Raw genomic sequence first — 25,069 nt, forward strand, 5'->3', positions numbered from 1 at the left:
TAGATTTTGCGAATGTTCCGGAATAATAGATTGAAAAAACCCTCATCAACGGAACATGTCAACAGACAAAAAAGACACACACTATACAAATAATAAGACAGCATAATAACATTTCATCCAAACTAAAAAACACACAGTTACGTCATGAACAAGATGAACAACCTAGAGGACTACGCTATCGACTATCGAAAGAGTGTCACAGAACCTGAAAAGTTTTGGGCTTATCAAGCAGAACGTTTCGTATGGAGAAAAAAATGGGACACCGTATTAGAGTATGACTTTGAGGACTATAACGTTGAATGGTACAAGAACGGTAAACTAAACATCACAGAGAACTGTCTTGACCGACACCTATTGAATCGCAGCGATAAAACAGCTATTCATTGGGTACCTAATGACCCTAAAGAACAAGATAGAATCTTTACTTATAAGCAGCTACACGAAGAGGTTTCTCGCTTCGCCAATGTCCTAAAAAACAATGGTGTACAAAAAGGAGATCGTGTGTGTTTATACATGCCTATGGTTCCTGAGCTAGCGATTGCTGTATTAGCTTGTGCTCGTATCGGGGCGATTCACTCTGTCGTATTTGGTGGGTTCTCAGCTGACGCCCTTGCCGGACGTATCAATGATGCTGAAGCGAAGATATTATTGACTGCGAACTTTGGACCAAGAGGGTCGAAGAAAATCGGACTGAAAAACATTGCTGATGAAGCATTGGAAAACTGCCCTGGTATTGAAACAGCTATCGTCCTTCAAAGAACAGATGATGCCGTAGAAATGAAGGCGGGTAGAGATAAATGGTGGCACGAAGAGCTTGAAAAAGTAGAGACATTCTGCGAACCAGAAATCATGGACTCAGAAGACCCTCTATTTATCCTTTACACCTCAGGTTCTACTGGAAAACCGAAAGGGGTTGTTCATACCACAGGAGGATATATGGTGTACACGGCCTATACTTTCCGCAACGTATTCCAGTACCAAGAGGACGATATCTACTGGTGTACCGCCGATATCGGATGGATTACTGGCCATTCCTATATCGTATACGGACCACTATTGGAAGGAGCTACTTCTGTTATGTTTGAAGGGGTACCAACCTTCCCGGATGCTGGACGTTTCTGGAGAATCATCGACCGTCTAGGGGTGAATACCTTCTATACCGCACCTACTGCTATCCGTGCACTAATGGCACAAGGTCTAGAGTATGTTGAACTATACAAACTGGATAGTCTTAAAGTACTAGGTACCGTAGGAGAACCTATCAACCGTGAGGCATGGGATTGGTATCATCACCATATTGGTAAAAACCAATGCCCTATCGTGGATACCTGGTGGCAAACAGAAACAGGAGGTATCATGATTTCTCCAATTGCAGGAGTACTTCCTACCAAGCCTACTTACGCAACACTTCCATTACCAGGTATTCAACCTGTACTATTGGATAGTGAGGGCAACGAACTAAAAGGAAACGGTGTAGAAGGAAACCTATGCATCAAGTTCCCTTGGCCAAGTATGATCCGTACAACCTGGGGAGACCATGAGCGTTGTAAAAACACCTACTTCTCTACTTATAAAGGCTATTACTTCACAGGAGATGGCTGCCGTAGAGATGAAGATGGCTACTATAGAATCATGGGTCGTGTAGATGATGTAATCAACGTATCTGGGCACCGATTGGGTACTGCTGAGGTTGAGAATGCGATCAACATGCATGAGGCTGTGGTAGAATCAGCAGTGGTGGGATATCCTCACGACATCAAAGGACAAGGTATCTATGCCTATGTGGTTTGCGATGCTGCCAAGATGGAAGTTTCTACTATGGATGACCTGAAAGCAGAAATCGCCGCAACGGTTAATGAGAAAATCGGACCTATCGCACGTCCTGATAAGATACAAATTGTAAGAGGGTTGCCTAAGACACGTTCCGGGAAGATTATGAGAAGAATTCTTCGAAAGATCGCCGCAGGAGAAACCAGCAACTTTGGAGATACTTCTACCTTATTAGACCCTAGTATTGTAGAGGCGATCAAGGAAGGTGTTGTAAGAGACCAACCGGTGAACGCATAATAAGTTAAGAGTTAGGAGTTGGGAAAAATTTAACTCTTCAATAAACATTGGGCAGGACGATCATGTATCGTCCTGTTTTTTTTTCTTAAAATCGCAACAACTCCTCCCTAGCGATGTTAATCAAGGTAAATAATGATATGCTCACTTAAAATCATCCCAATATGAAAAAAGGTATCTTATTCATTCTATCCTTATTTACTTTCAGCTTGTTGAGCAGTTCAGGATATGCACAGAAATCAAAGAAAATGGAAAATAATCAATACGAACAAATCACTTTAGGAGCAGGATGCTTCTGGTGTGTGGAAGCTGTCTTTCAGCGTGTCAATGGTGTTGTTAAAGTAGAGTCAGGCTATGCCAACGGACAAGTTCCTAATCCTTCTTATAGGGACGTGTGTACGGGTATGACTGGATATGCAGAAGTGGCACAACTCACTTACGACCCCAAGGTTGTTACTTTTAAGGAAATTTTGGAAGTCTTCTGGCATACACACAACCCTACGACCCTTAACCAACAGGGAGCTGACAAAGGCACACAGTACCGTTCAGGTATCTATTATCACAATGAAGAGCAAAAAGCAATCGCAGAAGCTTCCTTGAAAAAAACGGATGCTTCCGGCTTATGGGATAAACCTATTGTGACAGAAATTAGACCATTGAGTAATTACTATGTCGCAGAGGATTATCATCAGAATTATTACAATACAAACAAAAACCAGCCGTATTGCTCCATTGTGATTGTTCCAAAATTAAAGAAGCTAGAAAGTGAGTTCCCTAACTTACTCAAGGAAAAATAGACCATATTCTATTCAATCTATTTTATTCATACGTTCCCGAAGATGTGATCTAACAATCCTATCTTTGGGATATTTTTTTCTTCTTTCCTTAACAATTTTTATTTTTTTTCAAATCGAAACCGGTTGCAACTCCTACCCTTAGTGAGATCTCTTGCAAGTCCTATTTTTTCTTCTTTCATTAGTAGTGTAAATATTACACCTAACACACGACAAATAACTATTTAACACAAAACCAATCGATTAAAAAAATGGAGCGTATCTACCTATGCTTAGATAACGCTCTCCTCCGGCCGTAAAACACCATCGTTCGAACACTTTCAAAAAAGTATACTGAATCCAAAAAAGACCATTTTTGGGGGTGGTATTCTACACCCTTAATCTAAGGTCTTGGAAACGGTAAATTATTTCTCAAAAGATAACTTACACACATGAAAAACTATACAATCAAAGGCTTATCCCTACTGCTGCTAGGCAGCTTATTTGCTTGTCAAACGGAAGAACCACAAACAGACCTCGAGATAGCACAAGCCAACAGTAAAATCGTTGAGGTTACGCTACATGACGGCGCTCCTTTTCGCACTTCTACTGATAACAGTGCTGCCCGCTTTACTGCCGGACCCGGCGGAGGAGTAATGATGCAAGGCTTTTACTGGGATGTTCCCGCAGGTGGTACATGGTGGAATACTGTAAAAAGTAAAGTAACGGCATGGAGCAATGCCGGCATCGAATCCATTTGGCTACCTCCTGTCAGCAAAGCGCAAAATGGTCCTTTCTCTATGGGATACGATCCTGCCGACTACTTTGACTTCGGAGAATACAATCAAAATGGCTCTTTAGAAACACGTTTTGGCTCAAGAGCAGAACTGGAAGCGCTTATCGCTGCAGCACACAGTGAAAACATGCAGGTGTATGCTGATATTGTTCTCAATCATAATAGTGGTGGAAACCTGGAAGCGAATATCTATACGGGAACAGATACCTGGACTGATTTCAACCCTGCCTCCGGGATGTTCAATCGTACACAACACGACTTCCATCCCAATAACATACATGGAAACGATACAGGAATCTTTGGAGGCTTTCCAGACCTTTGCCATCATCAGTCCTATGTACAGGATTGGTTGTGGAAAACGCCTCAATCGGTCGCTCAGTATTATAAAAATACAATGGGGTTCGATGGCTGGCGCTTCGATTATGTCAAAGGGTTTGAGCCTTGGGTCGTAAAAGAATGGGTGAATACCACTGGAGGCTTCTCTGTGGGAGAGCTTTGGGATGCCAATGTAGACTACTTGAACTGGTGGGCCAATGAGGCAAATAGTACCGTATTTGACTTTGCTTGTTATTACAAAATGAATGACGCTTTTGATGGCAACAATCTAGCGGTACTCAATGATGACATGATGTGGAAAAGAAATCCATACAAAGCCGTGACATTTGTAACCAACCACGATACCGACGAGATTTGGAATAAAACACTAGCCTATGCTTATATCCTTACGCACGAAGGGTATCCAACGATCTTCTATCAGGATTATGAAGAATGGCTTGACAAGGATAAATTGAACAATCTTATTTGGATTCACAACAATAAGGCTACAGGTAACACCTCTATCCTACATGCAGATAATGACGAATATGTTGCCCGCAGAAATGGCTATAACGGAAACCCTGGGCTAATTGTATACCTGAATAACTCTGACAACTGGCAGGAACGTTGGGTTCCAACCAACTGGTATAGCACACAAATCAAAGACTTCACTGGAACTTCAGGCTGGTACCCTACAACACAGAGTGGTGGATGGGTAAAAATACAAGCACCACCTAGAGGGTATACCATTTGGTCTCCAAACTTCTAAATCTTTCTTCCTACTGAGAGCTTGTTTGGGACTACATCTTTTGGAATAAAATTCCTCTAATCTTATTCTCAAAATCTGGGTTTCAAACAAGCTCTACATATAAATCACCTAGGATATTTCATTCTACGGTGATTCATTTTTTACCATTAATAGCTTGTTTTCTATAAATAATCCAAATAAAAAACTGATAATTATCACTTAACTCAAAGATTAATGCAGTTATTTCTTCATAAAATGATTAATACCTTGCTTACATCAAACAAAAATAGTATAAAAGCATTGATAAGTATTAATCTATCTATTTTACGGTTCGATAAGACGTAATTATCATTTGGTGATACCATTTAAACCAATTGATCGAGGAATCCTTGGATTGAAGACTACAAGCTTTTATCATCATAATGTAATTGATAATTACTATCCAAAGGACTATTGAATAGCATAGGCATCATCCAAATATTAACAATAATAGAGCCTGCTTTCTATGAGTAACAAAACAAAAGAATACAAAAAAGATGGTCTTGTAATCGTCTGGAAGCCTGAAAAATGTATCCATTCTGGAGTTTGTGTAAAGATGCTTCCAAAAGTTTACAACCCTAAAGGACGCCCTTGGATAACTCCTGAACATGCAAGTATTAGTGAACTAAAGAATCAAATAGATCAATGCCCTTCTGGAGCCTTAAGTTATTATATGTCAAACCAATCATCTTCTGAAAACACTATGGAACAACTCGAAAAAGAAAAGAAAGTCGAAATCATGAAAAATGGTCCTATAATCGTTCATGGACCTTGTTCAATCATAAAAAATGGAGAAGAAATCAAATCGGCTTCCAAAACAACCGCTCTATGCCGTTGTGGAGCATCCGGCAATAAGCCTTATTGTGACGGCTCACATGCGAGAGTAAACTTTCAAGGATAAGTTTATATAGTGATGAGTGATGAGTTATGAGTTTAATATACTCATAACTCATCACTCATCACTATCTTAGAGCTTCTATAATTCCTTTGGTCCACTTATTAAAATCGAATCCATTTCTTCGATAGGTCACCCCCATACGCAAGATGACTAACTCTAAAGATGGAATAACCGTAAGACGTTGTCCATGAAATCCATTCGCAAAAAAGGCATCTCTAGGTACATCAGGCATCTCCCCTCCTTTATTCAACCAAAAATGCCCTCCATAATGTCCTTCAGAATTAGGAGCCTCTCGCTTGGTAAATTCCAGCCAGTCATGTGACAAGATCTCATTTCCATCCCATGTTCCATCGTTCAAGTACAACTGTCCAAATTTGGCCCAATCTCTTGCAGTACCGTAAGTATAGGAGGAAGTCACAAAATGCCCCCCAGCATCCGTTTCCATAAACATGCTATCCATCCCTAGTTTTCCAAATAGTTCTTTATATGGAAACTCCCAATACTCCTCCAGGCTATCAAACTGTTGGGCCATCAGGTAAGAGAGAATATTACTATCTCCAGAGGAATAGCAAAAGTAGCCTCCTGCAGGATATTTTCTTTTCCTTCTTAAGGCGTAACGAGCCATATGCTCGGAATCAAACAGCATCGTATTTACTGTTTCTACCCCTCCATAATCCTCTTTCCAATCCAAGCCACTATTCATTTGTAACAAGTGGCGCCAGGTGATGTCTTTTTTATCAGAATGTTTCCAGGCCTTCATCGGTACAGGATCCCTCAAGTCCAACTTACCTTGACGATGTAAAATTCCCACTAAAGCCGACAATATACTTTTGGTCATACTCCACCCTAGCAATGGTGTGTCTACATTAATCCCTTCAGCGTATTGTTCTCCGATAATTTTTCCTTTGTGCATCACAACCACCGCCCTGGTATTTTTAGGAGAAAACATATTTCCTTCCTTAAAAGCAGCAGCAATTGCATCCTTCATTTTAATGTTTTCAGCTTCTACTGGCATCGCAGAATGGCTAGTTCCATTGAACTGCTTCTCCAAAGGTACAATCTTAGCATCCTTCAACTTATCATACTCCGGTAAATGTTTGCGGGGAATAGCATGATGTAACATGGCCCCTAACCCTTCTCTATAAACTGCTGTTTTCCGGCTATGTCCCAAGACTGAGCTACTGACCGTTTTGTTTTCCATATCAATGGTAAAGTCGGCCAAGTTCACAGGAAAGAATCCCAAATCTTCCTTAAGGATTTTTTCTATAGGTATTTTACTGATAAACAACTGTGAGCAAAGGTATTTGGCAGCAAAGCCACTAATGATAGGAATACGGGGGCGCAATAGCTTGCGAAGTCCCCAATACCCTAAAACGATTCCTGCAGAAATTAACAGTGGTTGTTGTACCCGTTTGTCTGATAATTGTTGAAGAAGTTTTTTCATGGATAGTATGTGGTAGGGTTAATTGATTATTAAATGTCATCATCTGCCACTCCAATATCATAGGACATTAGACATAGACTTTCATTCCATTATATATTATTATATAATATAAACATCTTTGAATAATGTTATAACTACCAAAAGGACAAACCTTTATAGATGAAAAAGTTTCTATTTATAATACTATAGTTGTGAGCAGTGAGCAGTGAGCAGTGAGCAGTGAGCAGTGAGCAGTGAGCAGTGAGCAGTGAGCAGTGAGCAGTGAGCAGTGAGCAGTGAGCAGTGAGCAGTGAGCAGTGAGCAAATTATTTAAACGATAAGCGGTAAGCAATAAACATTTCTTCAAAGCATTGTAAATAAATGTAAATATTACTACATTGCTCTCTAGAATGGAATTTAATTAACTAATCGGAGTATATGCCGGCTCGCTGAAACCCGACCGGCATTTTTTTACACTACATTTCACTAACCATGAAGACATTACAAGAATGGTTTGCCGAATACGGAGAAAGCCATCAGAACAGCACGAACAAAAAAATTCATTTTGGTGCTGTCCCTGCGATCTTTTTCAGTATTATCTGGCTATTGCAATCTATACCAGCTGGTTTTATTCATAGCTTTCTTCCAGAAAGTTTATCTGCCTTCAAACCATATATTAACTACTCCAGTATTCTCGTCATTATTGGTGTGTTGTTCTACTTACGTTTATCCATTGTGATTGCGATATCTATGATCATAATGGTTAGTGTAGCACTTTGGAGTGGACATTATATTGATCAGCATCTTGCACCTCTTTGGATCGTGGGACTTGGTGTTTTTGTGATCTCATGGATTGTTCAGTTTTATGGTCATAAGGTAGAAGGGAAAAAACCTTCGTTCTTCAAGGATCTACAATTCTTGCTTATTGGCCCAGCATGGGTGATGAGTTTTCTATATCAAAAAATAGGGATTAAATACTAAAAAAGTCTGTATGGGCTTCTAGTTCCAAACAGACTTTACATAATAAAATTACCAAAGGAATCTTAAGGGCTACAACTATCCAAGTTACTGCTACCGCTCTTAACGGTTCCTTTTTTATTTGTCAACCATTAGTAAGTATTAGACGTCTTGGTAAGAAGATGTCTCTACTGATGTAGCTGGCTTTCCTCCCAACTGTTGGTGTAACCCTTCCTTCATTTTTCGAACAGCATCCTTGGCATCTTTATTTTTAGCGAATGCTTGCTCAAAGTCTTTTTTGGACGGCAATGCCATTTCTCCTTCCTTATTGATCGAATGATATTTTTTTAGGAGTGCATCGTATCCATTACGGGCTTCTTTTTCTGAGATAAAATCATCAAATAATTTTCCCAGTAAGTTATCTGCTTCTCTAGCGAGTTCAAGATACATATTGCCAATCTTTCTATGGTTTTCTATATCCTTGGAATAGTTAAAGAAGGTTTGAATAGCTGCCATAGCTGCAGCTACAAAAGAAATAACGGAGACTAAAGCTTTTCGAAAAATATCTTCCCGCATCAATTCTATCAAACTAGAACCGATGATTACATTGATAAGCACTACCGTAATCCCCATATATTTGTTCGCACTATTCTTTCGCTCAGCAGCGTGAAAGTGCATATCCTTGTTCAATCGGGCATCACATTGTAACTCCTTGATGAGAATTTCTAGGTTAGCAGACATTTTGTTTTTGTTGATTTAGTTCAATGATGGGTAAAGGTAATAGATTGTCGGGATTTTTGGGAGGGAATTTGTAGTGAGAGGGGCGGCCACAAGGGCAATGCTGTCAGCTTAAGGAGATAGCGCATGTAAAAAGAGTAGTGCAAACCCGCTGCAGGTCGTAGCGTGGACGCTACGACCTGTATCTGGGGGGCGACCACAAGGGTCGCCCTTACTTACCTTTTACCTTAATAGAGCAACCAATCGCTTTCGTAAACGTCATTGGCACCTCCTCTCCAGCTAACAATGCATCAACAGCATCCTGTACGTAATGCTTATCCGCCTGCTCAGCACTACTGTAGTTATTATCTATAGCACCAACATAACGAACTACATACTCCTCCTCTACTTTCTCTAATACAAATACATGGGGTGTTTTTGTTGCTCCATATACCGGGTAAACCTCTTGTTTCTCATCCAAAAGGTATGGGAATGTAAATCCTTTTTCAGCTGCTCTTTCTTTCATTTTCTCGAAAGAGTCTTCTGGTTGTACTTCTGGGTCATTGGGATTGATTGCGACAACAGGATATCCTTTTTCCTTATACATCTTGTCCAAAGCGATGATACGCTCCTCATATGCTTTCGCATAAGGGCAGTGGTTACAAGTAAAAATCAAGATCACTCCTTTGTTATCCTCTAAGCTCTCCAATGAATACTCCTGTCCATCAATATTAGGCAATGTAAAGTCCATCGCTGCATCTCCTTCTCTATATCCTTCGGATTGTTGTGGCTTAACCTCAGCGGTCAGCACTTCTTTCTTTTCTTCCTCACGGTCAGAAGGTTTGGATGCACAAGAATAAAATAAAACTCCAACAATGGTCATTAGTATAAATAAGCTTCTTTTCATGGTGTTGACTTTTATGCTATATAAATATTAAATATAATTTTAGGATTGGTTATCGTGTTTGTCTTAATATGATTATTGCTCCAATCCCATCACCTCTTCCAACTCCTTAGACAAGGTCTCATAGTCAAAACTTTTCTCAAAAAATCTTCTCTTTTCTACATTATAGATCAACGTAGCAGGAATCGCTCCAGACCAGTTGGGATCTACCTTGGTTATCCAGCTATTCGCATCAGGGTCATCTAAAAATACCACTGTGGACTTCAAGTCTTTCTTTTGGATAAACTTCCCCAATCGTTCTGCTACCTTATCGTCCTTCATGTCTAAACTCACTAAAAGGACCTTTACTTTACGTCCCTTATATTCTTTATCCAATTGCTGAAATGCTGGGAGTTCCTCTACACAAGGCTTACACCATGTCGCCCAAAAATTGATAACATAAGTGGTATCATTATTCCTCTGAAATAATGGTTCTATATGTTCATAATCATAGACAGCTATAGGCCCTGCAGAAGTTTTTAATACTTCTAAAGGTTGAGGCCACTCCGATTGTACATTTTTTGGTTGGCACGCTTGTATAAGGCTGATAAAAATAATGCCATAGTATAAAAATCTCATAATAAAATAGTTATAATCTATGATAAATAAAGGATATTACTTGTATTAAAATATTATAAATAACAGAGTTTCTATTCCATTTAAAAGGATTCAAAAGCTTTAATAGAACTGAAAAAATGTTAAGAGGCTTTAAGTCTCCAAATGCTCCCATTGTATAATAAACAGATAGCCCTACTTTTGTTCCAAAGGAAAGAAATCAATCAGCTAACTGACGAACAAAATTAAACTATGCGCCATCTCTTAACGACGCTACTGGTATTCGCCGGAACTTTTATTCCTACAGGATGTAACTACTATGACGCTGTACAACATGCAGTAGCTACCTCTTTTAATCACGGTCCATACGATTCTTCAGCTTCTCATACAACAGCAGAGGACTCATTGCTCCTTGTCAAGGAGCATCAGCTTGACTCCATCTTTCAAAGAATGCACTCCCATAGAGGGTTTAATGGAACCGTATTGGTTGCTCAAAAAGGAGACATTCTTTATCAAGAAGCTTTTGGATATAAAAACTTTCGCTCAAGAGAGAAAATGGATAAAGATGCTATTTTCCAATTAGCTTCTGTATCCAAACAATTTACAGCTGCCGCCATTATGCTTTTGAAGCAACGTGGCATGCTAAAATACTCCGACAAAGTAACCTCTCTGCTACCTGGTTTTCCTTATAGTGAGGAGATTACGGTAAAGCACTTGTTGACACACCGCTCTGGACTACCCAACTATGTATACCTAGCAGAAGAAAAAATAAAAGACAAGGACAACCCTGTAAACAATCAGGAAATGCTAAAACTCTTCTTTGAGGAAAAACCTAGCATTTATGGACAACCTGATGGGAAGTTTTATTATAACAATACTAATTACTTCTTGTTGGCTTGTATTGTAGAAAAAATCAGCGGCATATCCTTTAGTGACTTTATGCAAAAAGAGTTCTTTGAACCATTAGAGATGCAAAACACTTTTGTTTGGAATGAAGAACAGATCCAAAAGCATGCCGATCAAATGACAACAGGCTATTCTGGAAGAAGAAAAACCTTTAATCCTTATTTTATTGATAGTGTAACAGGAGATAAGAGTGTATACTCTTGTACGGAAGACATGTTCAAATGGGATATGTCACTCTACAGCCACACAATCTTAAATAAGGAAACATTAGAAGAGGCTTTTAACGATAGTATTCTTGAAACAAAAAGAGATCGTAACTATGGATTTGGCTACCGCCTACACCATATTAGTGATGGATCTACTGTTGTATTCCACGGAGGATGGTGGAGAGGGTATGCGACCTTATTCGTCCATTATCCTAAAAACCAAACAACTCTTATCGTTCTTAGTAATTACCTCAATAAGAGTTATGTCAATCTAAATAGTGTTTTGGATTTGTTGGAAATTCCGGAGTTTAAAAGAGTCTAAGATAAAAAAAGAGCAGCGATCGTCGATCACTGCTCTTTTTTTCTATCCTTCACAAGAAATACACTCATCGTCAGTGAGATTCATATTGTTTCTCAAAACGCTCTCACTTCTTTGATAGTATAGTGCCTTTACTCCTAGCTCATGTGCCTTCAGCATTACGGCATTGATTTCTTTTACAGGTGTAAATGGAGGGAAGTTCACATTCAAGGATTGTCCTTGATCTATAAACTGCTGACGAATTCCCGCCTGCTTTACCAACCCCATTTGATTGATCTCCTTAAAAGTAAGGAATAACTCTTTCTCTTCTTCACTTAAGAAAGGTAGTCCCTGAACTGATCCTCCCTGAGAAAGAATCTGCTTCCATACCTCTGGCTTATTCTCTCCTTTCTCTTCCAATAAGGCTTCCAGATGTTTGTTTTTACGAACAAACGTTCCTTTAGCAGAATCCATGATATAATAGTTACTGGCGATTGGCTCAATACCTGTACTATATCCTCCTGCAATAATCGCATTACTCGTTGTGGGTGCTACTGCGGATAAAGTCGCATTTCTTCTTCCTGTACCTTTCAATACTTTTGGCTCTCCATAAATCGTCGCCAACTTTTCCGATGCCGCTTCCGCCTGCTCCTTGATTTGCTTGAAAATGATACGTGTCCACGAATCTGCTTGCAAGCCCAAGAAAGGAATGCCTTTTTGCTGCAAGAAACTATGCCAACCCAATACGCCCAAGCCAAGTGCTCTGTGGTTTTTCGCAAAGTTGTGTGGGCGCTCCATATGAGGAATATCCGCTGACTTTTCGATAAACTCCTCCATCACAGCATCCAGGAAGAAAGTAGCTGTTTCTACCAAATCTGTATCTTTCCACTCCTCATAACGTGCCAGGTTCAGGGATGAAAGACAACATACGAAAGACTCCTCCTCATTGGATGGCAACATGATCTCAGAACATAGATTAGAAGCTCCAATCTTCATATCCTGATCCTTATACCACTGTGGTCGTTGCTCATTCGCATTGTCAATATACATGACATATGGAATGCCTTTCTCGATACGGGACTTGATCACCTTAGCCCATACTTCTCTAGATCGTTGGTCTCCATCTTTAACCTTCTGGATAAAGCTGTCCGTCACGGTTACACCCATATAGATATTCTGAATGGACTTTCCGACATCTTTAATGGAAAGAAACTCATCGATATCTCCATGTTCTATATCAAGGTAAGCAGCCATCATACCACGTCTGGTACTTCCTTGGTTGGTACCGTTGATCACACTGTCAAACATCTCCAAGAACGGGTAAACTCCGCTGGATTTACCATTATTGAAAATCTCCGACCCTCTAGGGCGTACATCTGAGATATTAACGGAAGTTCCTCCTCCCATCTTGGACATCATCATCACTTCTCCCAAAGAAGAAGCAATACCAGCGATACTATCTGGCACGTAACTTCCAAAACAACTAATTGGAAGACCTCTTTCAGTCCCCATATTGGACCAAATAGGAGATGCAGGACATAGGAAGTTATTCCAGATGGCCTCAAAAATACGTTTTTCGAATTCGGGTTTCTCTAGTCTTAGGGCTGCGGATCTAGCAATCCTTGACATGGCGTCACGAACGGTTTCGCCTTGTAAAAGATACCCACGGCTCAAGGTTTGTAATCCTTCCTCTGTCATCCATTCCGGATAGTCCACTCCTTTCACCATAGATTGCTGAACTGAAACTGTCATATATTATTGTAGCGTAATTTATAAAGGTATTTGTATCAGAAAAGTATAGTACGGAAGAAGAGGAAAGAAGCTCAAAACACCCCTGTTATATGCAAAGGGGCGTTTTAACCTACTTTCCTCCAATACTATTTGGCTTTATTTTCTTTCGAATCACTCGTATTTATAGCTTTTGTTCATATTGTTTAATTGAGCTTCGCTCGTTCATAATGTTTAGTTGAAGTTCAACGATTCAACTAACATACGCCGTGTAGCGGTATGAACGCAATGGCAACGCCACTGCAATTAAACAGCATGAACATTACTTTCTGTTAGAATAAATCATCAGCTGTAACTGATTGCGTCTTCTTCGTATATTCTGCCGGTCTTACGGCAAAGAAATCATCATGCGCTAACCCAAACACTTCTTCGTCAAACCAGTCCATCTTGCTTCGTTCCGCTTCGTCTACCTCAAATACAGGGCTCAAACCAATTAATTTCAAGCTCTGATTCAAACGGTCACGCATGAAGTTTAACAATTGGGACAAAGGCATAAACTCCAACTCTCCATCCTTGAAGATGTCCGACAGCAACTTCACCTCTACATCATGTAGGATGTGTGCTGCCTCATAAATACGCTCTTTCAATTCTGGCGTATTCATCTCTGGATTTTCTTTCAATAAGGTATTATACAACCAGATTCCAGCGCGTGCGTGTGCATTTTCATCCTTGGCACTCCACTTGATAATATTTCCGATTCCCTTCAGTTCATTTTTGAACTTCTTAAAGGATAGCATAATCGCAAACTGAGAGAACAGGTTTACATTTTCTGTAAAGCAAGAGAAGATCGCAATACTTCTTAGCAAGTCCTCCGTAGACACCTTTCCGTCTGCATCTACATCAATTTTTTGTAATAACTCCAAGCGCTCCATGGCAATCTTATCTTCCAGGAAAGCCTCAAAGTTATCCAAACCTAACAGCTCATTCAAACGCGCATAAGCCGAGGCGTGACGTGCTTCGTTCTCTGCAAACGTGATACACATTGCCTTGATCTCTGGTTTAGGAATGAATTGTCCCAAAATACCCCAAAAATCATCCTGCACATTCGTCTCTGTTTGCGCAAAAGTCTTTAGAATGTTTCCTATAATCGTGCGCTCCCCCTCAGTCAATTGCGTTTTAAACTGCTGTACATCCGCATCAAAATTCACCTCAGAGTGAATCCAAAATGTCTGATGGATCGCATCAATATACGTCTGTGCCTCAGGATACTCAAAAGGCTTATAGGCAATACGTGGCTCAAGTAAGCTCATCGGTCTGTTTGATTATCAATGTATAAAAAAGGTACTATGGTTAGGCTGTATCATCTCCCGGACACTCTCCTACTATTGGAACTGACAGGCAGGTATTCTGACTTGCGCAAAGCCTATCTGCCTTCCCGTTTCTTCAAACAGTGGCAAAGAATGATTGGCTCTAAAAACAGCGCTCACAGCTGCGGGTACAGTACAGGAATCACACCTGTTTCCCTTTTCATTGAGCAGAGTGGTTACTCCTTCTCAACACCCATCTTCGGCAAATATAAATAATTAGAATTAGTTTCAATCTCAACAGGGATTGTTCCACTGTTCCACGGCTGTTAATATCCTCCCTAAACGATTGAAAAATAGTCTCTTTTGCGCCTTAAAAAATCATATTATTTTTTTATCCATCTGGATTTCTCTGGGAGCTTCCGTATAAGGCGTTAGCGACTAACGAAAAGAGGGACAGGTGAGTTCAAGGTCCATAATCATCTTTTAGAGGTAATAGGTAAAAAGGAATAGGTAAAAGATTGGTGGGGGTGTAATATTTTTAACCATTGTACTGGTCTTAGGCTCCTGCCTAAGACCTAAAAGCGCTTTCGCCGAGCGTCCACGCTCGGATGGTAGGAATAGGAAATGGAGGTTGGTGATGGATTGATAGATCAAATAAAAAATTGCCCTGTTTCGTAAAGTGGCGGGATGAAGAGCGATTTTATCGATGAGAGTTTATCTCATTTCTCAAACCATAGGAGCCGATAAAACCTGAATTCTTTGAGTAGAGACGGAGTATAAAGAAAGAAAAAAGGAAGAGCGACTACTAGAATCACCCTCCCTTCTTATATTACTTATTGTTACGCTTCAGCTGCTCTTCCTTCACATGCTCTGTCAACTTTCTGCACAACATCACCATCTCCTTGGCCATTTTCTCATCGCCTGTTGCGGTAGCAATCATCTGAGAAAGATCACCGATCGTATCAATGGCAAAGAATTTCATTTCATCCACATCCATCTCTTTACCCCAAAGGCCAATTCTCAACGTTTCTTTGTTGATATGATCCCAAAGTGACAAGTTGAATGCTCTGGTCTCTGAAAAACCCGCTTGCTCTGAATCCTGTGCTGCCCAAAAAATCTTCTCTGGAATATTTTGCTCGTCAAGCTCTACCTTAATACGTATTTCTCTTTCCTTAGTATCCATAAATCCAATTTTGTTTAACTATCTTAGCTAACCCGATTTTACCTCACATTGTTTCCCTTAGAAACAGCATCGGGTACAAAATGAGCACAAAGATGATAAACTTTTTTTAGAATGAACAACGATCAACCGACTATCAACAGAAAGGATGTCCTAGTACGCATTGTACGCATGAGTTTTCACCCCGACAAAGCCGCCGACTTTCTACAAATATTTCAGCAAGCGAAGTCCAAGATTCGCAATTTTGAGGGATGTCATCACCTGGAGCTCATGCAAGACCCGCAAGACCCCCATATCTACATGACCTATAGCCACTGGACCAACGAAGACGCCTTGGAACATTACCGACACTCTGAATTGTTCAAGACTACTTGGGCCAAGACGAAAGTGTTGTTTAACGACAAACCTGTGGCGTTTTCTGCGAAAGCAGTGAGCAGTGAGCAGTGAGCAGTGAGCAGTGAGCAGTGAGCAGTGAGCAGTGAGCAGTGAGCAGTGAGCAGTGAGCAGTGAGCAGTGAGCAAAATTATTCCAACTTATTATACTCTCCTAACTTTCACTACTTGATAACTACTTTGGACATAAACTAATTTTTATGCATTCTCAAACGTCCCGGACACGCCATTGGCATGTCCCTACCACGTTTTCAAATAAGCAAGTTAGAAGAAAACCGAAACCTCATGCCCAGTAGCTAGTACTAATTGATAACTGTTCATTGTTCATTGCTCACTGTTCATTATTTACAGTTTGATGACTTGTCGGTTGACTAGCTCAAAAAAGCATCGGGCACAGGCTTCTACATCTACAAGGGCATCGTGTGCGCCTTCAAAGGACTCTCCAAAAAGATGCGTATGTAGCTCTTCCAGCTTGGGCCATTTATATCCATAAGGCCCCGGCAACTTACAGTAATCTGTACTTTCGTCCTTGGTACAGATCTTTATAGGCCTTTTCTGTGCACGTAATTTAAGACGTAGCATTTCTGCACCAATGACATTTTGGTCATAGCTCATATTGTGTGCTACCAAATAGTTACTTTCATTGATTTGATGAATAAACTTTTCCACTGCCTCCTGAATAGGAATTCCTTCCAACTCATTTTGCTCTTGGGAAAAGCCATTCTCTATCCAAAAATCTCCGGTAGGCATAACCCACCCATCGGGTTTGATAAGGTCTACAGTACTCCCCAATTTTTGTCCACTTTCGTCATACATGGCCCAAGCCAATTGAATGACCCTTGGCCAGTTATCAAGATCTGTCATTGGGGCTTTCCAGTTTTTAGGAAGACCCGTTGTTTCTGTATCGAAAAAAAGGTACATGATTATTGAATTGTTGAATAATGGTGTGTTGGGAAAGTCCATAAAGATAGACTCTTACTCCTAATTAGCACAAACCTACCCTTTTTTATTGTTATAAAGGAAACCCTTCTGCGTAAAATATTTTTCTACTAATAGGATCAACAGCCTTTTCACCATGAAGAGATTTCTAAAAATTAGCGGGTATAGTATTTTAGGGATTATTGGATTACTTCTAATAATAGAGCTTACTATACGCTATTCCGGAAGAGGCCTTATCAAAGATCTAATCAAGGAACTCACGATAAAAGCTACCGACGGGCGGGTGGAAATCGAATACGATCACCTGGATTTTAGTCTTTTCAGTGATGACCTTACGTTTTATAATTTAGCCATAGGCTCTAAAAAAACGACTACGTCATCCCCCAACACCTTTTATCTTACGACTCGTAAAGTGACTGTCGACAACCTGTCCTATCTGGGCTTGATATTACAAAAAGGGAATGTTCTGGAGTCTATCAAAATGGAAGGTGCTCGCCTTAATATGTACCTCATCAAGGAACACCAACGTAGTAAAGAGGAACCAGAAGAAAACTGGAGAGAAAGTATGCCTGAAATAGGCATTGAAGATATTAATCTGGATAATATCTTTATCTCTTTTACTATTCTGGATTTGGAGAATACTGAAGATACGACCGAAATTCACTGTAACCTCAACTTAAAGGTAAAGGGAGTACGAAAGGGGGAAATAAGCCCTATAGATGCAGACAATGTACATTTACAAGCCTATAATGTATATGTCAAAAATATCAATAAGTTTTACAGCGGGCATATGGATAGCTTGATTATCAAAAGTAGTAAATCCGTTGTGCGGGCACATGGCTTTGAACTATTACCCAACTTTCCCAAAAGCACTTTTGCTAATTTTCGTGGCAACTCTCGCCCTCGACTAGAGCTCTATTTCCATACCTTGAGAATGGATAGCTGTTCTGTCTTGGATGCCTTCGATCAGAAGCTTAACGCACAAAAACTCACGATTGACTCCATCTACGCCGACCTCTATAAAAACGATCGCTATCCTGACCCTACAGAATATAATGCGCTCATGCAGCAAGAACTGCGAGAAGCCCCTCTAAGTATCAATATTGATACGGCTGTTTTAGAGAAAGGACGAGTGGCCTATTATTTATTAGGAGAAAAACGAGCCAAAGAAGGAGTCATTTTTGTTGATGACCTAGCGGCTACCGTAGCTAATATTTCCAATGACTCCAGTAAGCAACCTACTATCGAGATGACACTTACGGGAAAACTCATGAAGCTTTCGCCAGTCACTTTACGCTATCAAATACCCGTTTTTTCTGATAATAATATATTTTATTCTCAAGGACATATGCAGAACTTCCATGCTAAAAACTTTACTCCTTTTACAGAACCCCTCATGGGTATTGGCTTTAAGTCCGGTTATATTAGTGACCTCAAATATCAACTCACCGGAAATGAAAATGTAGCTAACGGAAGTCTACGTATGAGTTATCAAAACTTGGTCATTGATGCCGTCACTCGACATGGGCAAGACAATCTTTACACGGAAGCAAAAGAAAAAATAATCAACCTGATCCTGAAAAAAAGGCGACATGAAGGGGAAAAACGAATGATTGCATGTCAAAGAGATAAAACTAAAGGGTTGTTACACTTTACAACCATCGCTGTTTTAAGTGGTGTGAAAAGTAAAGTCACTAAAGGGGAACGTTTAAAAAAGAAAAAATAATTCTAACTGCAAGGCACCTCCTGCACTATTCTTGTTCCCTTCCCTTTATGACTTTCGGGATAAAATCGTTAAAATAGATGTAACCAAAGATTCTATCACCTTATCATCAGACATGGACAAACAGCAATAATGACACTTAGACAAAAAGTATCATACCTCTTACTCTTTTTTTTAGTACTATTCATTTCTTTTAGTGAATCTATCTTTCAGATCAGAAGTAATTTATACTGGATTTTTCATCAAAAAGACACCACTCGTGTGCAATTTTTTGATTCAACATACCAATGGCAATCACTGGACAGCGTCAAAACATTACAGCTAGATACACTTGTTTCCGAAGAGGGAATAACCGTTAGCAAACTACATATGAGAAGGGGGGGCAATGGCTTTTTTCACCATATGGTTCACACCTTTACCCAGCCTTTTATCTTTGTGGTAGAAGTTGACCCTCTACTCCACAATTTTGATATCTATACGAAAAAAGGAGGGATTGCTCCTTTTGACCCTTCCACCCTAAAAGAACAGGAAGAGCAATTAAAATTCTTTATCAATTCCAACTTTACAGACAAGCAATCGAAACCTATGGGATTGATACTCAAGGATGGGAAAAGAATCAATGCACCTATTCCCAAGTGGACGGGCTTCTTCTTTATTACTGAAGATAATGAAGTATTGGCAGGTCCCACTTCTATTTACCAAGCACATAAAGTAAAAACGGCTATACAAGCTTACCCTTCCCTGATGAAATACGGGAAAGTATTTAGCTACTTCTACCAAACTAAAACACCTGTGTTCAATGGCGTTCGAATCACCTATCGCAATTGTGTTGGAGTTAAAAAGAATGGTAATATTGTTTTCCTCTTTTCTGGTCGTGGAGGTATTCTGAACTTTAAGGAAGTTGCTATATTAGCGGTCAAATTATCGATGTATCATGCCACTATGCTAGATGGAGGCAAAGCACTCACTGCTTACGGAGAAGTGAATGGTACTACTTTTGGCTATAGTCCACTCAATAAAAATTGGCTTCCCGACGGTTTTGCTGAATGTCCTTCTGTCTACATAGGTGTTAAATAATGTTGAGGCAGCTTACGCTGCTGGTTGAGAGGAGCTTCGCTCCGTTGAGATGTGCTTCGCACGTTGAGATTTTGCAATACTCAACAGCCCGAAGGACTACTCAACGGAGCGAAGCTCCTCTCAACGATTCAACAAACTGACCATTATCTTTACCGCTATGAAAAGTATTGCACAACATACTGTGCCCAAGGCCTACACTGGAGTTATTCTAAAAAAATATCTTTCAACAGCCTTTCCTATGCTCCCTTCTTCCAATCAGGGAATTAAGAAAGTCATTGCTCAAAAACGCATCTTACTGGATGGAGAAATTGCTCAATGGGACACCCCACTACAAGAAGGGCAAATCATTACATTGCTGGAAGACGCTTCGGCAACTCCTAAAGTCTTTCAACTCTCTTTAGAGATCATATATGAAGATGAGCATATGGCGATTGTTTACAAGCCTGCAGGCATTCCGGTAAGCGGCAATCAATTCAAGACTATTGTCAATGCCTTACCCTATTCCCTTACTCCTTCCAAGGAAACGGATGCTCTAAGAACATTTCGTCCTGTCCATCGATTGGATGCCCCTACCACAGGGTTGTTGATGGTCGCTAAAAACAGTCGTGCCATGATTGCCCTGGGACAGCAATTGGAAGAAAAAAAGATTCAGAAAATCTATCAAGCAGTAGTCATTGGAACTCCTCCTGCGGAAGGAGAATTACATACTCCTATGGAGGAAAAAAATGCCCACTCCCGTTTTGAAACCTTAAGGACTGTTCCCTCGATTAGAAATGGCTCCTTGTCTTTAGTGAAGCTTTGGCCTTATACAGGAAGGACGCACCAACTAAGAATTCATATGGCTAGTATAGGACATCCTATCGTAGGAGATAAGCAATATGGCGCATCTCCCAATATGCTTACCCATAAAGGGCTGTTCCTTTCGGCGGTAGCTTTGGAATTACCCCACCCTATTACGGGAGAACTTATGAATATTAGTGTGGAAGCGCCAGCAAAATTTAATAGTTTACTGGAAAGGGAGCAGCGTAGAATATTGTAAAGGGGGACGACCACAAGGGGGCGCTCCTACCTTTTTATTTGGTCTGGGCGACCACAAGGGTCGCCCCTACCTTTTACCTTTTACCTTTTACCTTTTACCTTTTACTTCTTCAAAGGTAACGTAACAGGATCACTATATACCCCACTAGGATTTGAGAGGTTAAGAAGAGACGTCACCGTTGGAGTGATCTCTGTAATATAGTGTCGGTCAAATGTTTCCCCTGCCGTAACTTTCCAGCCAAAGAAAAGCATAGGTACTTGCGTATCATAGGCGTGAGGCATTCCATGGGATGTACCATGCTTGCGATACGATAAATAATGGGCATGAGGCACCCCGTAAACATCCGGAGAGTTTTGACGGTTGTAGCTATGCTGTACCAACTCTTTATACCCTTCGGTATAATTATAGGTATTCAATTGGGAGGCCGTCAAGGCATCTTTCATCACTTCCTCTTCCACCAATCGTTCTGCAACTTTTTCCTGTACTTCTGAAAGTGCCAACTTCTTCTCTTTGATCAATGATCTATTCAGGTATACCTGTCCACTCGAATGGCTGTCAATCCAATCTCCTTCTCCATACAGCTCATCTAAGTGTGCTTCCAGACGCTCAGTGATTTCCTTACTCTTATAATACCCTCCCGGCATTTTAATAGAAGTGGTGAATGAAGGCACGTGTGCTCCCCCATGATCTGCGGTCAAAAAGAATAAGGTATTTTCTAAGCCTACCTTCTCGTCGATATATTCAATCAGATCTTTTAGATCTCTATCCAAACGCAGGTAAGTATCTTCTGTTTCTATAGCCATTGGACCAAACTGATGTCCTACATAATCCGTTGAAGAAAAACTGATCGCCAACAAATCCGTAAAGTCATCTTGTCCCAACTCCTCTGCTTGTAATGCTTCTTTTGCGAAATCCTTGACCAAGGTATTTCCAAAAGGAGTGGCCTTAATCGGGCCATAACGATAGCTATCCGATTCCTGGCTAATAATCTCCTTCATAGGATAAGGGAAGGTCGCCTTTTCTCTTCCTTTAAAAGGTCCTTCATAAGGAGTGTCATCTTCATGAGAAGCTGTATAAGACTTCATGGATAACAAAGGCTTCCAAACGGACTTTGCATACTTTTCAATATCTCTCTCTTTATTTAGTTTTTTAACCCACTTTGGCAACTCCTCCATATAAAAAGTGCTACTTACCCAACTTCCTGTCGCATCATCCATCCAATAAGCTCCATTCGCAGCATGTCCTGCTGGTAAAATAGAGGAACGATCCTTCAAGGAAACTGCCACTACCTTAGAGCGCATATTGGAAGCTAGCTTTATTTCATCTGCTAAAGTCGATACTTGCAAACGACGAGGAGAGCGGGCTCCCGCTTTTCCTGCTATCCCTACAGTACGCTCAGTAGTATCTTCCACACAATAGATCGTTTTACCTAGGGCGCGATCATAAAAATGATTCCCTACAATACCGTGATGGGCTGGATAAGTCCCTGTATAGATTGAAGCATGTCCGGGGCCCGTTTGTGTTGCTGCATAATCAAAGCTTGCGTTACGGCAGATATATCCTTCATCTACCAATCGCTTAAAGCCTCCCTCTTCAAAATTGTACCAGTAGCGTTGTAGATAATCATAGCGCATCTGGTCTACAACAATGCCTACCACCAATTTGGGACGTTGCTGAGCAATTGTTGTCAATGAAAAAAATGAAAGCAGTGTAATTAGTAATAGTGTTAATTTCTTCATGAATTGAAATGTCTTAATAATCAATGTATCTTTACAAAATCCAACTTTTACCGGCTATAAGATAATTGATTTCCAAACATGAAGTTTTTTTTGAGCACCCTTTTTTTTCAGTTCATTCTCTTATACAGTGTTACCGCTCAAATTCCTGATGAATTAATCCTTGTACACAGTACTACCAAGGATACCATCAGTATTCAGAAAGGTACCGACGTACATTTTATGTATAGAGGATATTTGGGGCAAACGGACTTTATAGAAGGAAAGGTCAGTGCAATCACGACACAAGACATTTGGATTCAATCAAAAAAAAATAATCAAGAAAGCATTCGTCAAGTACAAATTACAGACCTGACAGCGGTACGTAAATATTCTCCTGCCCGAAAATGGGTATTGCCCGCGCTACACCTAGGGGCAGCAGCGGGCAATTGGGTATTCACCACACACATCGAAAAACAATACCAATTAAACACTACACAAGCCATTTTGACAGGAGTGGGGCTCAGCCTTGCCACTAATCTCCTGATTAAATGGTGCTTTCCTACTAAACCCAACCGTCGCATCAGTAAAACACGGTGGGTTCCTCTTATCAAAAGAGCAGAATACCAGCAAATCCTTTAGGTTAGGTGAGAATCCCATGCAATAATTCTTCGAACCCAAATGGCTTTACCAATACATTATCAGCTCCCAATGCCAATAACCCTTCCCTGGAGTGTTTTTCGTCATTCAACATAAATATAAACGGAATATGGTTCGTTTGTGGATTGGCCTGAATAGACCGCAATAGCTTACTCCCTGATTGTTCTCCCACATTCACATTACACAAAATGACCAACGGCTTATCCTGATTTACCTTGGAGGCCATCTCAATCACATTGTCACTAATTTTCACTTCCAACCCTTCATGGGATAATACACTGGATAAATGTTTACAAAACTGTAAATCATCGTCGATTACATAAACATAATTCATAGGTGGTTAGTCGTGGTTGATGTTATACGGTTAATAAACGTAAACCTCCGTCATTTTGATACAGTAATTCAGTACTCCTAAAAGGAAAAAACAACATATGTACCTTCTAATCAAACACTTAAATTTTAAGATAAAATAATACAGAAAACTCTCCTGCTGATTTATTTCTAGCAATGTTTGTTCACCTTTAAAGAACCCACTAACTTAACCGCCCAAACCATATATATCGCAACAAATTATAAATTAGAGATGAAGACAATTGCCTTAAACGACACCCATGAAGCACTAGGCGCTAAGATGGTGGAATTTGCAGGATACAACATGCCTGTACGTTACACTTCTGATATCGAAGAGCACAAAACAGTCAGAACTGGTGTTGGTGTCTTTGATGTATCCCACATGGGAGAATTTATGTTGAGAGGCCCTAAAGCCCTTGACCTGATTCAGCGTGTCACTTCCAATGATGCGTCCAAGCTAGTAGACGGTAAAGCACAATACTCTTGCCTACCCAATCAGGAAGGTGGTATTGTAGACGACCTGATCGTTTACCGTATCAAGGAAGAGGAATATATGCTAGTAGTGAACGCTTCTAACATCGAGAAAGACTGGAACTGGATCAGCCAGTTCAATACAGAGGGAGTAGAAATGGAAAACATTTCTGACGAGCTATCCCTTTTTGCCGTACAGGGGCCTAAAGCATTTGAAGCACTACAGTCACTGACAGATGTTAACTTGGCAGAGATGGGCTTTTATACCTTTGAAATCGGTCAATTTGCTGGTGTAGACAACGTAGTAATTTCTGCTACAGGCTATACAGGAGCGGGAGGTTTTGAGCTATATGTTCCAAACAACGTCGCTAAAGAGGTATGGGACAAGATCTTTGAAGCAGGAAAAGATTGGGATATCAAACCGATTGGACTTGCAGCAAGAGATACCCTTCGTCTGGAAATGGGCTACTGCCTATACGGTAATGACATCGATGACACAACTTCTCCTTTGGAAGCTGGCCTTGGATGGATCACTAAGTTCACCAAAGAGTTCACCAATTCTGAAGCACTTAAAAAGCAAAAAGAAGAGGGCGTAACACAAAAATTAATTGGCTTGGAAATGATCGACAAAGGTATTCCTAGAGCAGGATATGAGATCATGGATGCTGATGAAAATGTAATTGGTCGAATTACTTCCGGAACACAATCTCCTATGCTAGAGAAAGGAATTGCCATGGGGTATATTCAAAAAGCTTTTGCTAAAGTAGATACAGAAGTCATCATTGCCGTTCGTAAGAGAAGACTGAAAGCTAAGGTAGTGAAGTTCCCTTTCTATAAAGGCTAAGGCTA

22 protein-coding genes and 1 riboswitch are annotated in these 25,069 nt (G+C 40.3%); of the genes, 12 read left to right on the forward strand and 10 right to left on the reverse strand.

What is annotated here, in order from left to right:
- Window positions 1–144 precede the first annotated feature (144 nt).
- The 4 genes from acs (at window position 145) to ABD985_RS02690 (ending at window position 5,636) form a co-directional block, all read left to right on the forward strand.
- A complete protein-coding gene (gene acs / locus ABD985_RS02675) occupies window positions 145–2,067 on the forward strand; it encodes an acetate--CoA ligase (RefSeq protein ID WP_345368974.1) in 1,923 nt (640 codons plus the stop codon).
- A gap of 161 nt (window positions 2,068–2,228) precedes the next feature.
- Complete coding sequence (gene msrA, locus ABD985_RS02680) at window positions 2,229–2,861, forward strand: peptide-methionine (S)-S-oxide reductase MsrA (RefSeq protein WP_345368975.1); 633 nt, start codon at window positions 2,229–2,231, stop codon at window positions 2,859–2,861.
- A 428-nt stretch (window positions 2,862–3,289) separates the two neighbouring features.
- On the forward strand, window positions 3,290–4,717 hold the full coding sequence (locus ABD985_RS02685) for an alpha-amylase (protein WP_345368977.1): 1,428 nt from the start codon (window positions 3,290–3,292) through the stop codon (window positions 4,715–4,717).
- Between the two features lie 484 nt (window positions 4,718–5,201).
- Complete coding sequence (locus tag ABD985_RS02690) at window positions 5,202–5,636, forward strand: (4Fe-4S)-binding protein (RefSeq protein ID WP_345368979.1); 435 nt, start codon at window positions 5,202–5,204, stop codon at window positions 5,634–5,636.
- A gap of 61 nt (window positions 5,637–5,697) precedes the next feature.
- On the opposite strand, the gene ABD985_RS02695 is transcribed toward ABD985_RS02690, so the two are convergent.
- Window positions 5,698–7,077 carry a serine hydrolase domain-containing protein gene (locus ABD985_RS02695; RefSeq protein ID WP_345368981.1) on the reverse strand — a complete coding sequence of 460 codons (1,380 nt, stop codon included), beginning with the start codon at window positions 7,075–7,077 and terminating at the stop codon, window positions 5,698–5,700.
- A gap of 471 nt (window positions 7,078–7,548) precedes the next feature.
- On the opposite strand from ABD985_RS02695, the gene ABD985_RS02700 reads away from it, so the two are divergent.
- A complete protein-coding gene (locus tag ABD985_RS02700) occupies window positions 7,549–8,037 on the forward strand; it encodes an Mpo1 family 2-hydroxy fatty acid dioxygenase (RefSeq protein WP_345368983.1) in 489 nt (162 codons plus the stop codon).
- Between the two features lie 138 nt (window positions 8,038–8,175).
- Here ABD985_RS02700 and ABD985_RS02705 read toward each other — a convergent pair whose 3' ends face one another.
- The 3 genes from ABD985_RS02705 to ABD985_RS02715 form a co-directional block, all read right to left on the reverse strand.
- Window positions 8,176–8,754, reverse strand: coding sequence for an SLATT domain-containing protein (locus ABD985_RS02705; RefSeq protein ID WP_345368985.1), 579 nt, complete (start codon window positions 8,752–8,754; stop codon window positions 8,176–8,178).
- Window positions 8,755–8,962: 208 nt separating this feature from the next.
- Entirely contained in the window at window positions 8,963–9,637 is a 675-nt protein-coding gene (locus tag ABD985_RS02710) for a thioredoxin family protein (RefSeq protein ID WP_345368987.1), read from the reverse strand.
- 72 nt (window positions 9,638–9,709) lie between these two features.
- The gene (locus ABD985_RS02715) at window positions 9,710–10,252 is read right to left on the reverse strand and encodes a TlpA family protein disulfide reductase (RefSeq protein ID WP_345368989.1); all 543 of its coding nucleotides are present in this window, start codon (window positions 10,250–10,252) and stop codon (window positions 9,710–9,712) included.
- A 228-nt stretch (window positions 10,253–10,480) separates the two neighbouring features.
- Here ABD985_RS02715 and ABD985_RS02720 point away from each other — a divergent pair, with 228 nt between their 5' ends.
- Entirely contained in the window at window positions 10,481–11,662 is a 1,182-nt protein-coding gene (locus ABD985_RS02720; RefSeq protein ID WP_345368991.1) for a serine hydrolase domain-containing protein, read from the forward strand.
- 42 nt (window positions 11,663–11,704) lie between these two features.
- Here the strand turns inward: ABD985_RS02720 and ABD985_RS02725 are convergent, their stop codons facing one another.
- From ABD985_RS02725 to gldC, 3 genes are all read right to left on the reverse strand, one after another.
- Window positions 11,705–13,390, reverse strand: a complete 1,686-nt coding sequence (locus ABD985_RS02725; RefSeq protein ID WP_345368993.1) for a ribonucleoside-diphosphate reductase subunit alpha — start codon at window positions 13,388–13,390, stop codon at window positions 11,705–11,707.
- Window positions 13,391–13,698: 308 nt separating this feature from the next.
- A complete protein-coding gene (locus ABD985_RS02730; RefSeq protein WP_345368994.1) occupies window positions 13,699–14,676 on the reverse strand; it encodes a ribonucleotide-diphosphate reductase subunit beta in 978 nt (325 codons plus the stop codon).
- 70 nt (window positions 14,677–14,746) lie between these two features.
- A riboswitch (cobalamin riboswitch) is annotated at window positions 14,747–14,945 on the reverse strand.
- Window positions 14,946–15,502: 557 nt separating this feature from the next.
- Entirely contained in the window at window positions 15,503–15,856 is a 354-nt protein-coding gene (gene gldC, locus ABD985_RS02735) for a gliding motility protein GldC (protein ID WP_345368995.1), read from the reverse strand.
- A gap of 111 nt (window positions 15,857–15,967) precedes the next feature.
- Here gldC and ABD985_RS02740 point away from each other — a divergent pair, with 111 nt between their 5' ends.
- The gene (locus tag ABD985_RS02740; protein ID WP_425550430.1) at window positions 15,968–16,300 is read left to right on the forward strand and encodes a putative quinol monooxygenase; all 333 of its coding nucleotides are present in this window, start codon (window positions 15,968–15,970) and stop codon (window positions 16,298–16,300) included.
- Between the two features lie 290 nt (window positions 16,301–16,590).
- Here the strand turns inward: ABD985_RS02740 and ABD985_RS02745 are convergent, their stop codons facing one another.
- A complete protein-coding gene (locus ABD985_RS02745) occupies window positions 16,591–17,166 on the reverse strand; it encodes a 3'-5' exonuclease (protein ID WP_345368996.1) in 576 nt (191 codons plus the stop codon).
- Window positions 17,167–17,320: 154 nt separating this feature from the next.
- Between ABD985_RS02745 and ABD985_RS02750 the strand changes: the two genes are divergently transcribed.
- The 3 genes from ABD985_RS02750 to ABD985_RS02760 all read left to right on the forward strand — a co-directional run bounded on the left by ABD985_RS02750 (window position 17,321) and on the right by ABD985_RS02760 (window position 21,023).
- On the forward strand, window positions 17,321–18,910 hold the full coding sequence (locus ABD985_RS02750) for a DUF748 domain-containing protein (RefSeq protein ID WP_345368998.1): 1,590 nt from the start codon (window positions 17,321–17,323) through the stop codon (window positions 18,908–18,910).
- Window positions 18,911–19,039: 129 nt separating this feature from the next.
- Window positions 19,040–19,984 (forward strand): phosphodiester glycosidase family protein, encoded by a 945-nt coding sequence (locus tag ABD985_RS02755; RefSeq protein ID WP_345368999.1) that lies wholly within the window; start codon window positions 19,040–19,042, stop codon window positions 19,982–19,984.
- Between the two features lie 157 nt (window positions 19,985–20,141).
- Window positions 20,142–21,023: an RluA family pseudouridine synthase gene (locus ABD985_RS02760; protein ID WP_345369001.1), complete on the forward strand. Its 882-nt coding sequence runs from the start codon at window positions 20,142–20,144 to the stop codon at window positions 21,021–21,023.
- Between the two features lie 101 nt (window positions 21,024–21,124).
- On the opposite strand, the gene pafA is transcribed toward ABD985_RS02760, so the two are convergent.
- A complete protein-coding gene (pafA, locus tag ABD985_RS02765) occupies window positions 21,125–22,762 on the reverse strand; it encodes an alkaline phosphatase PafA (RefSeq protein WP_345369003.1) in 1,638 nt (545 codons plus the stop codon).
- Window positions 22,763–22,840: 78 nt separating this feature from the next.
- Here pafA and ABD985_RS02770 point away from each other — a divergent pair, with 78 nt between their 5' ends.
- Window positions 22,841–23,380 (forward strand): hypothetical protein, encoded by a 540-nt coding sequence (locus ABD985_RS02770; protein WP_345369005.1) that lies wholly within the window; start codon window positions 22,841–22,843, stop codon window positions 23,378–23,380.
- Window position 23,381: 1 nt separating this feature from the next.
- Here the strand turns inward: ABD985_RS02770 and ABD985_RS02775 are convergent, their stop codons facing one another.
- The gene (locus tag ABD985_RS02775; RefSeq protein ID WP_345369006.1) at window positions 23,382–23,732 is read right to left on the reverse strand and encodes a response regulator; all 351 of its coding nucleotides are present in this window, start codon (window positions 23,730–23,732) and stop codon (window positions 23,382–23,384) included.
- A gap of 249 nt (window positions 23,733–23,981) precedes the next feature.
- On the opposite strand from ABD985_RS02775, the gene gcvT reads away from it, so the two are divergent.
- Window positions 23,982–25,064: a glycine cleavage system aminomethyltransferase GcvT gene (gcvT, locus tag ABD985_RS02780; protein WP_345369007.1), complete on the forward strand. Its 1,083-nt coding sequence runs from the start codon at window positions 23,982–23,984 to the stop codon at window positions 25,062–25,064.
- The last annotated feature ends 5 nt before the right edge of the window (window positions 25,065–25,069 follow it).

The sequence above is a fragment of the Algivirga pacifica genome, from assembly GCF_039543525.1.
Classification (GTDB): Bacteria; Bacteroidota; Bacteroidia; order Cytophagales; family Flammeovirgaceae; genus Algivirga; species Algivirga pacifica.

Coding starts and splice junctions, on each gene's coding strand:
- acs (WP_345368974.1), top strand. CDS start 145: ATGAACAAGATGAACAACCTAGAGGACTACGCTATCGACTATCGAAAG.
- msrA (WP_345368975.1), top strand. CDS start 2,229: ATGAAAAAAGGTATCTTATTCATTCTATCCTTATTTACTTTCAGCTTG.
- ABD985_RS02685 (WP_345368977.1), top strand. CDS start 3,290: ATGAAAAACTATACAATCAAAGGCTTATCCCTACTGCTGCTAGGCAGC.
- ABD985_RS02690 (WP_345368979.1), top strand. CDS start 5,202: ATGAGTAACAAAACAAAAGAATACAAAAAAGATGGTCTTGTAATCGTC.
- ABD985_RS02695 (WP_345368981.1), bottom strand. CDS start 7,077: ATGAAAAAACTTCTTCAACAATTATCAGACAAACGGGTACAACAACCA.
- ABD985_RS02700 (WP_345368983.1), top strand. CDS start 7,549: ATGAAGACATTACAAGAATGGTTTGCCGAATACGGAGAAAGCCATCAG.
- ABD985_RS02705 (WP_345368985.1), bottom strand. CDS start 8,754: ATGTCTGCTAACCTAGAAATTCTCATCAAGGAGTTACAATGTGATGCC.
- ABD985_RS02710 (WP_345368987.1), bottom strand. CDS start 9,637: ATGAAAAGAAGCTTATTTATACTAATGACCATTGTTGGAGTTTTATTT.
- ABD985_RS02715 (WP_345368989.1), bottom strand. CDS start 10,252: ATGAGATTTTTATACTATGGCATTATTTTTATCAGCCTTATACAAGCG.
- ABD985_RS02720 (WP_345368991.1), top strand. CDS start 10,481: ATGCGCCATCTCTTAACGACGCTACTGGTATTCGCCGGAACTTTTATT.
- ABD985_RS02725 (WP_345368993.1), bottom strand. CDS start 13,390: ATGACAGTTTCAGTTCAGCAATCTATGGTGAAAGGAGTGGACTATCCG.
- ABD985_RS02730 (WP_345368994.1), bottom strand. CDS start 14,676: ATGAGCTTACTTGAGCCACGTATTGCCTATAAGCCTTTTGAGTATCCT.
- gldC (WP_345368995.1), bottom strand. CDS start 15,856: ATGGATACTAAGGAAAGAGAAATACGTATTAAGGTAGAGCTTGACGAG.
- ABD985_RS02740 (WP_425550430.1), top strand. CDS start 15,968: ATGAACAACGATCAACCGACTATCAACAGAAAGGATGTCCTAGTACGC.
- ABD985_RS02745 (WP_345368996.1), bottom strand. CDS start 17,166: ATGTACCTTTTTTTCGATACAGAAACAACGGGTCTTCCTAAAAACTGG.
- ABD985_RS02750 (WP_345368998.1), top strand. CDS start 17,321: ATGAAGAGATTTCTAAAAATTAGCGGGTATAGTATTTTAGGGATTATT.
- ABD985_RS02755 (WP_345368999.1), top strand. CDS start 19,040: ATGACACTTAGACAAAAAGTATCATACCTCTTACTCTTTTTTTTAGTA.
- ABD985_RS02760 (WP_345369001.1), top strand. CDS start 20,142: ATGAAAAGTATTGCACAACATACTGTGCCCAAGGCCTACACTGGAGTT.
- pafA (WP_345369003.1), bottom strand. CDS start 22,762: ATGAAGAAATTAACACTATTACTAATTACACTGCTTTCATTTTTTTCA.
- ABD985_RS02770 (WP_345369005.1), top strand. CDS start 22,841: ATGAAGTTTTTTTTGAGCACCCTTTTTTTTCAGTTCATTCTCTTATAC.
- ABD985_RS02775 (WP_345369006.1), bottom strand. CDS start 23,732: ATGAATTATGTTTATGTAATCGACGATGATTTACAGTTTTGTAAACAT.
- gcvT (WP_345369007.1), top strand. CDS start 23,982: ATGAAGACAATTGCCTTAAACGACACCCATGAAGCACTAGGCGCTAAG.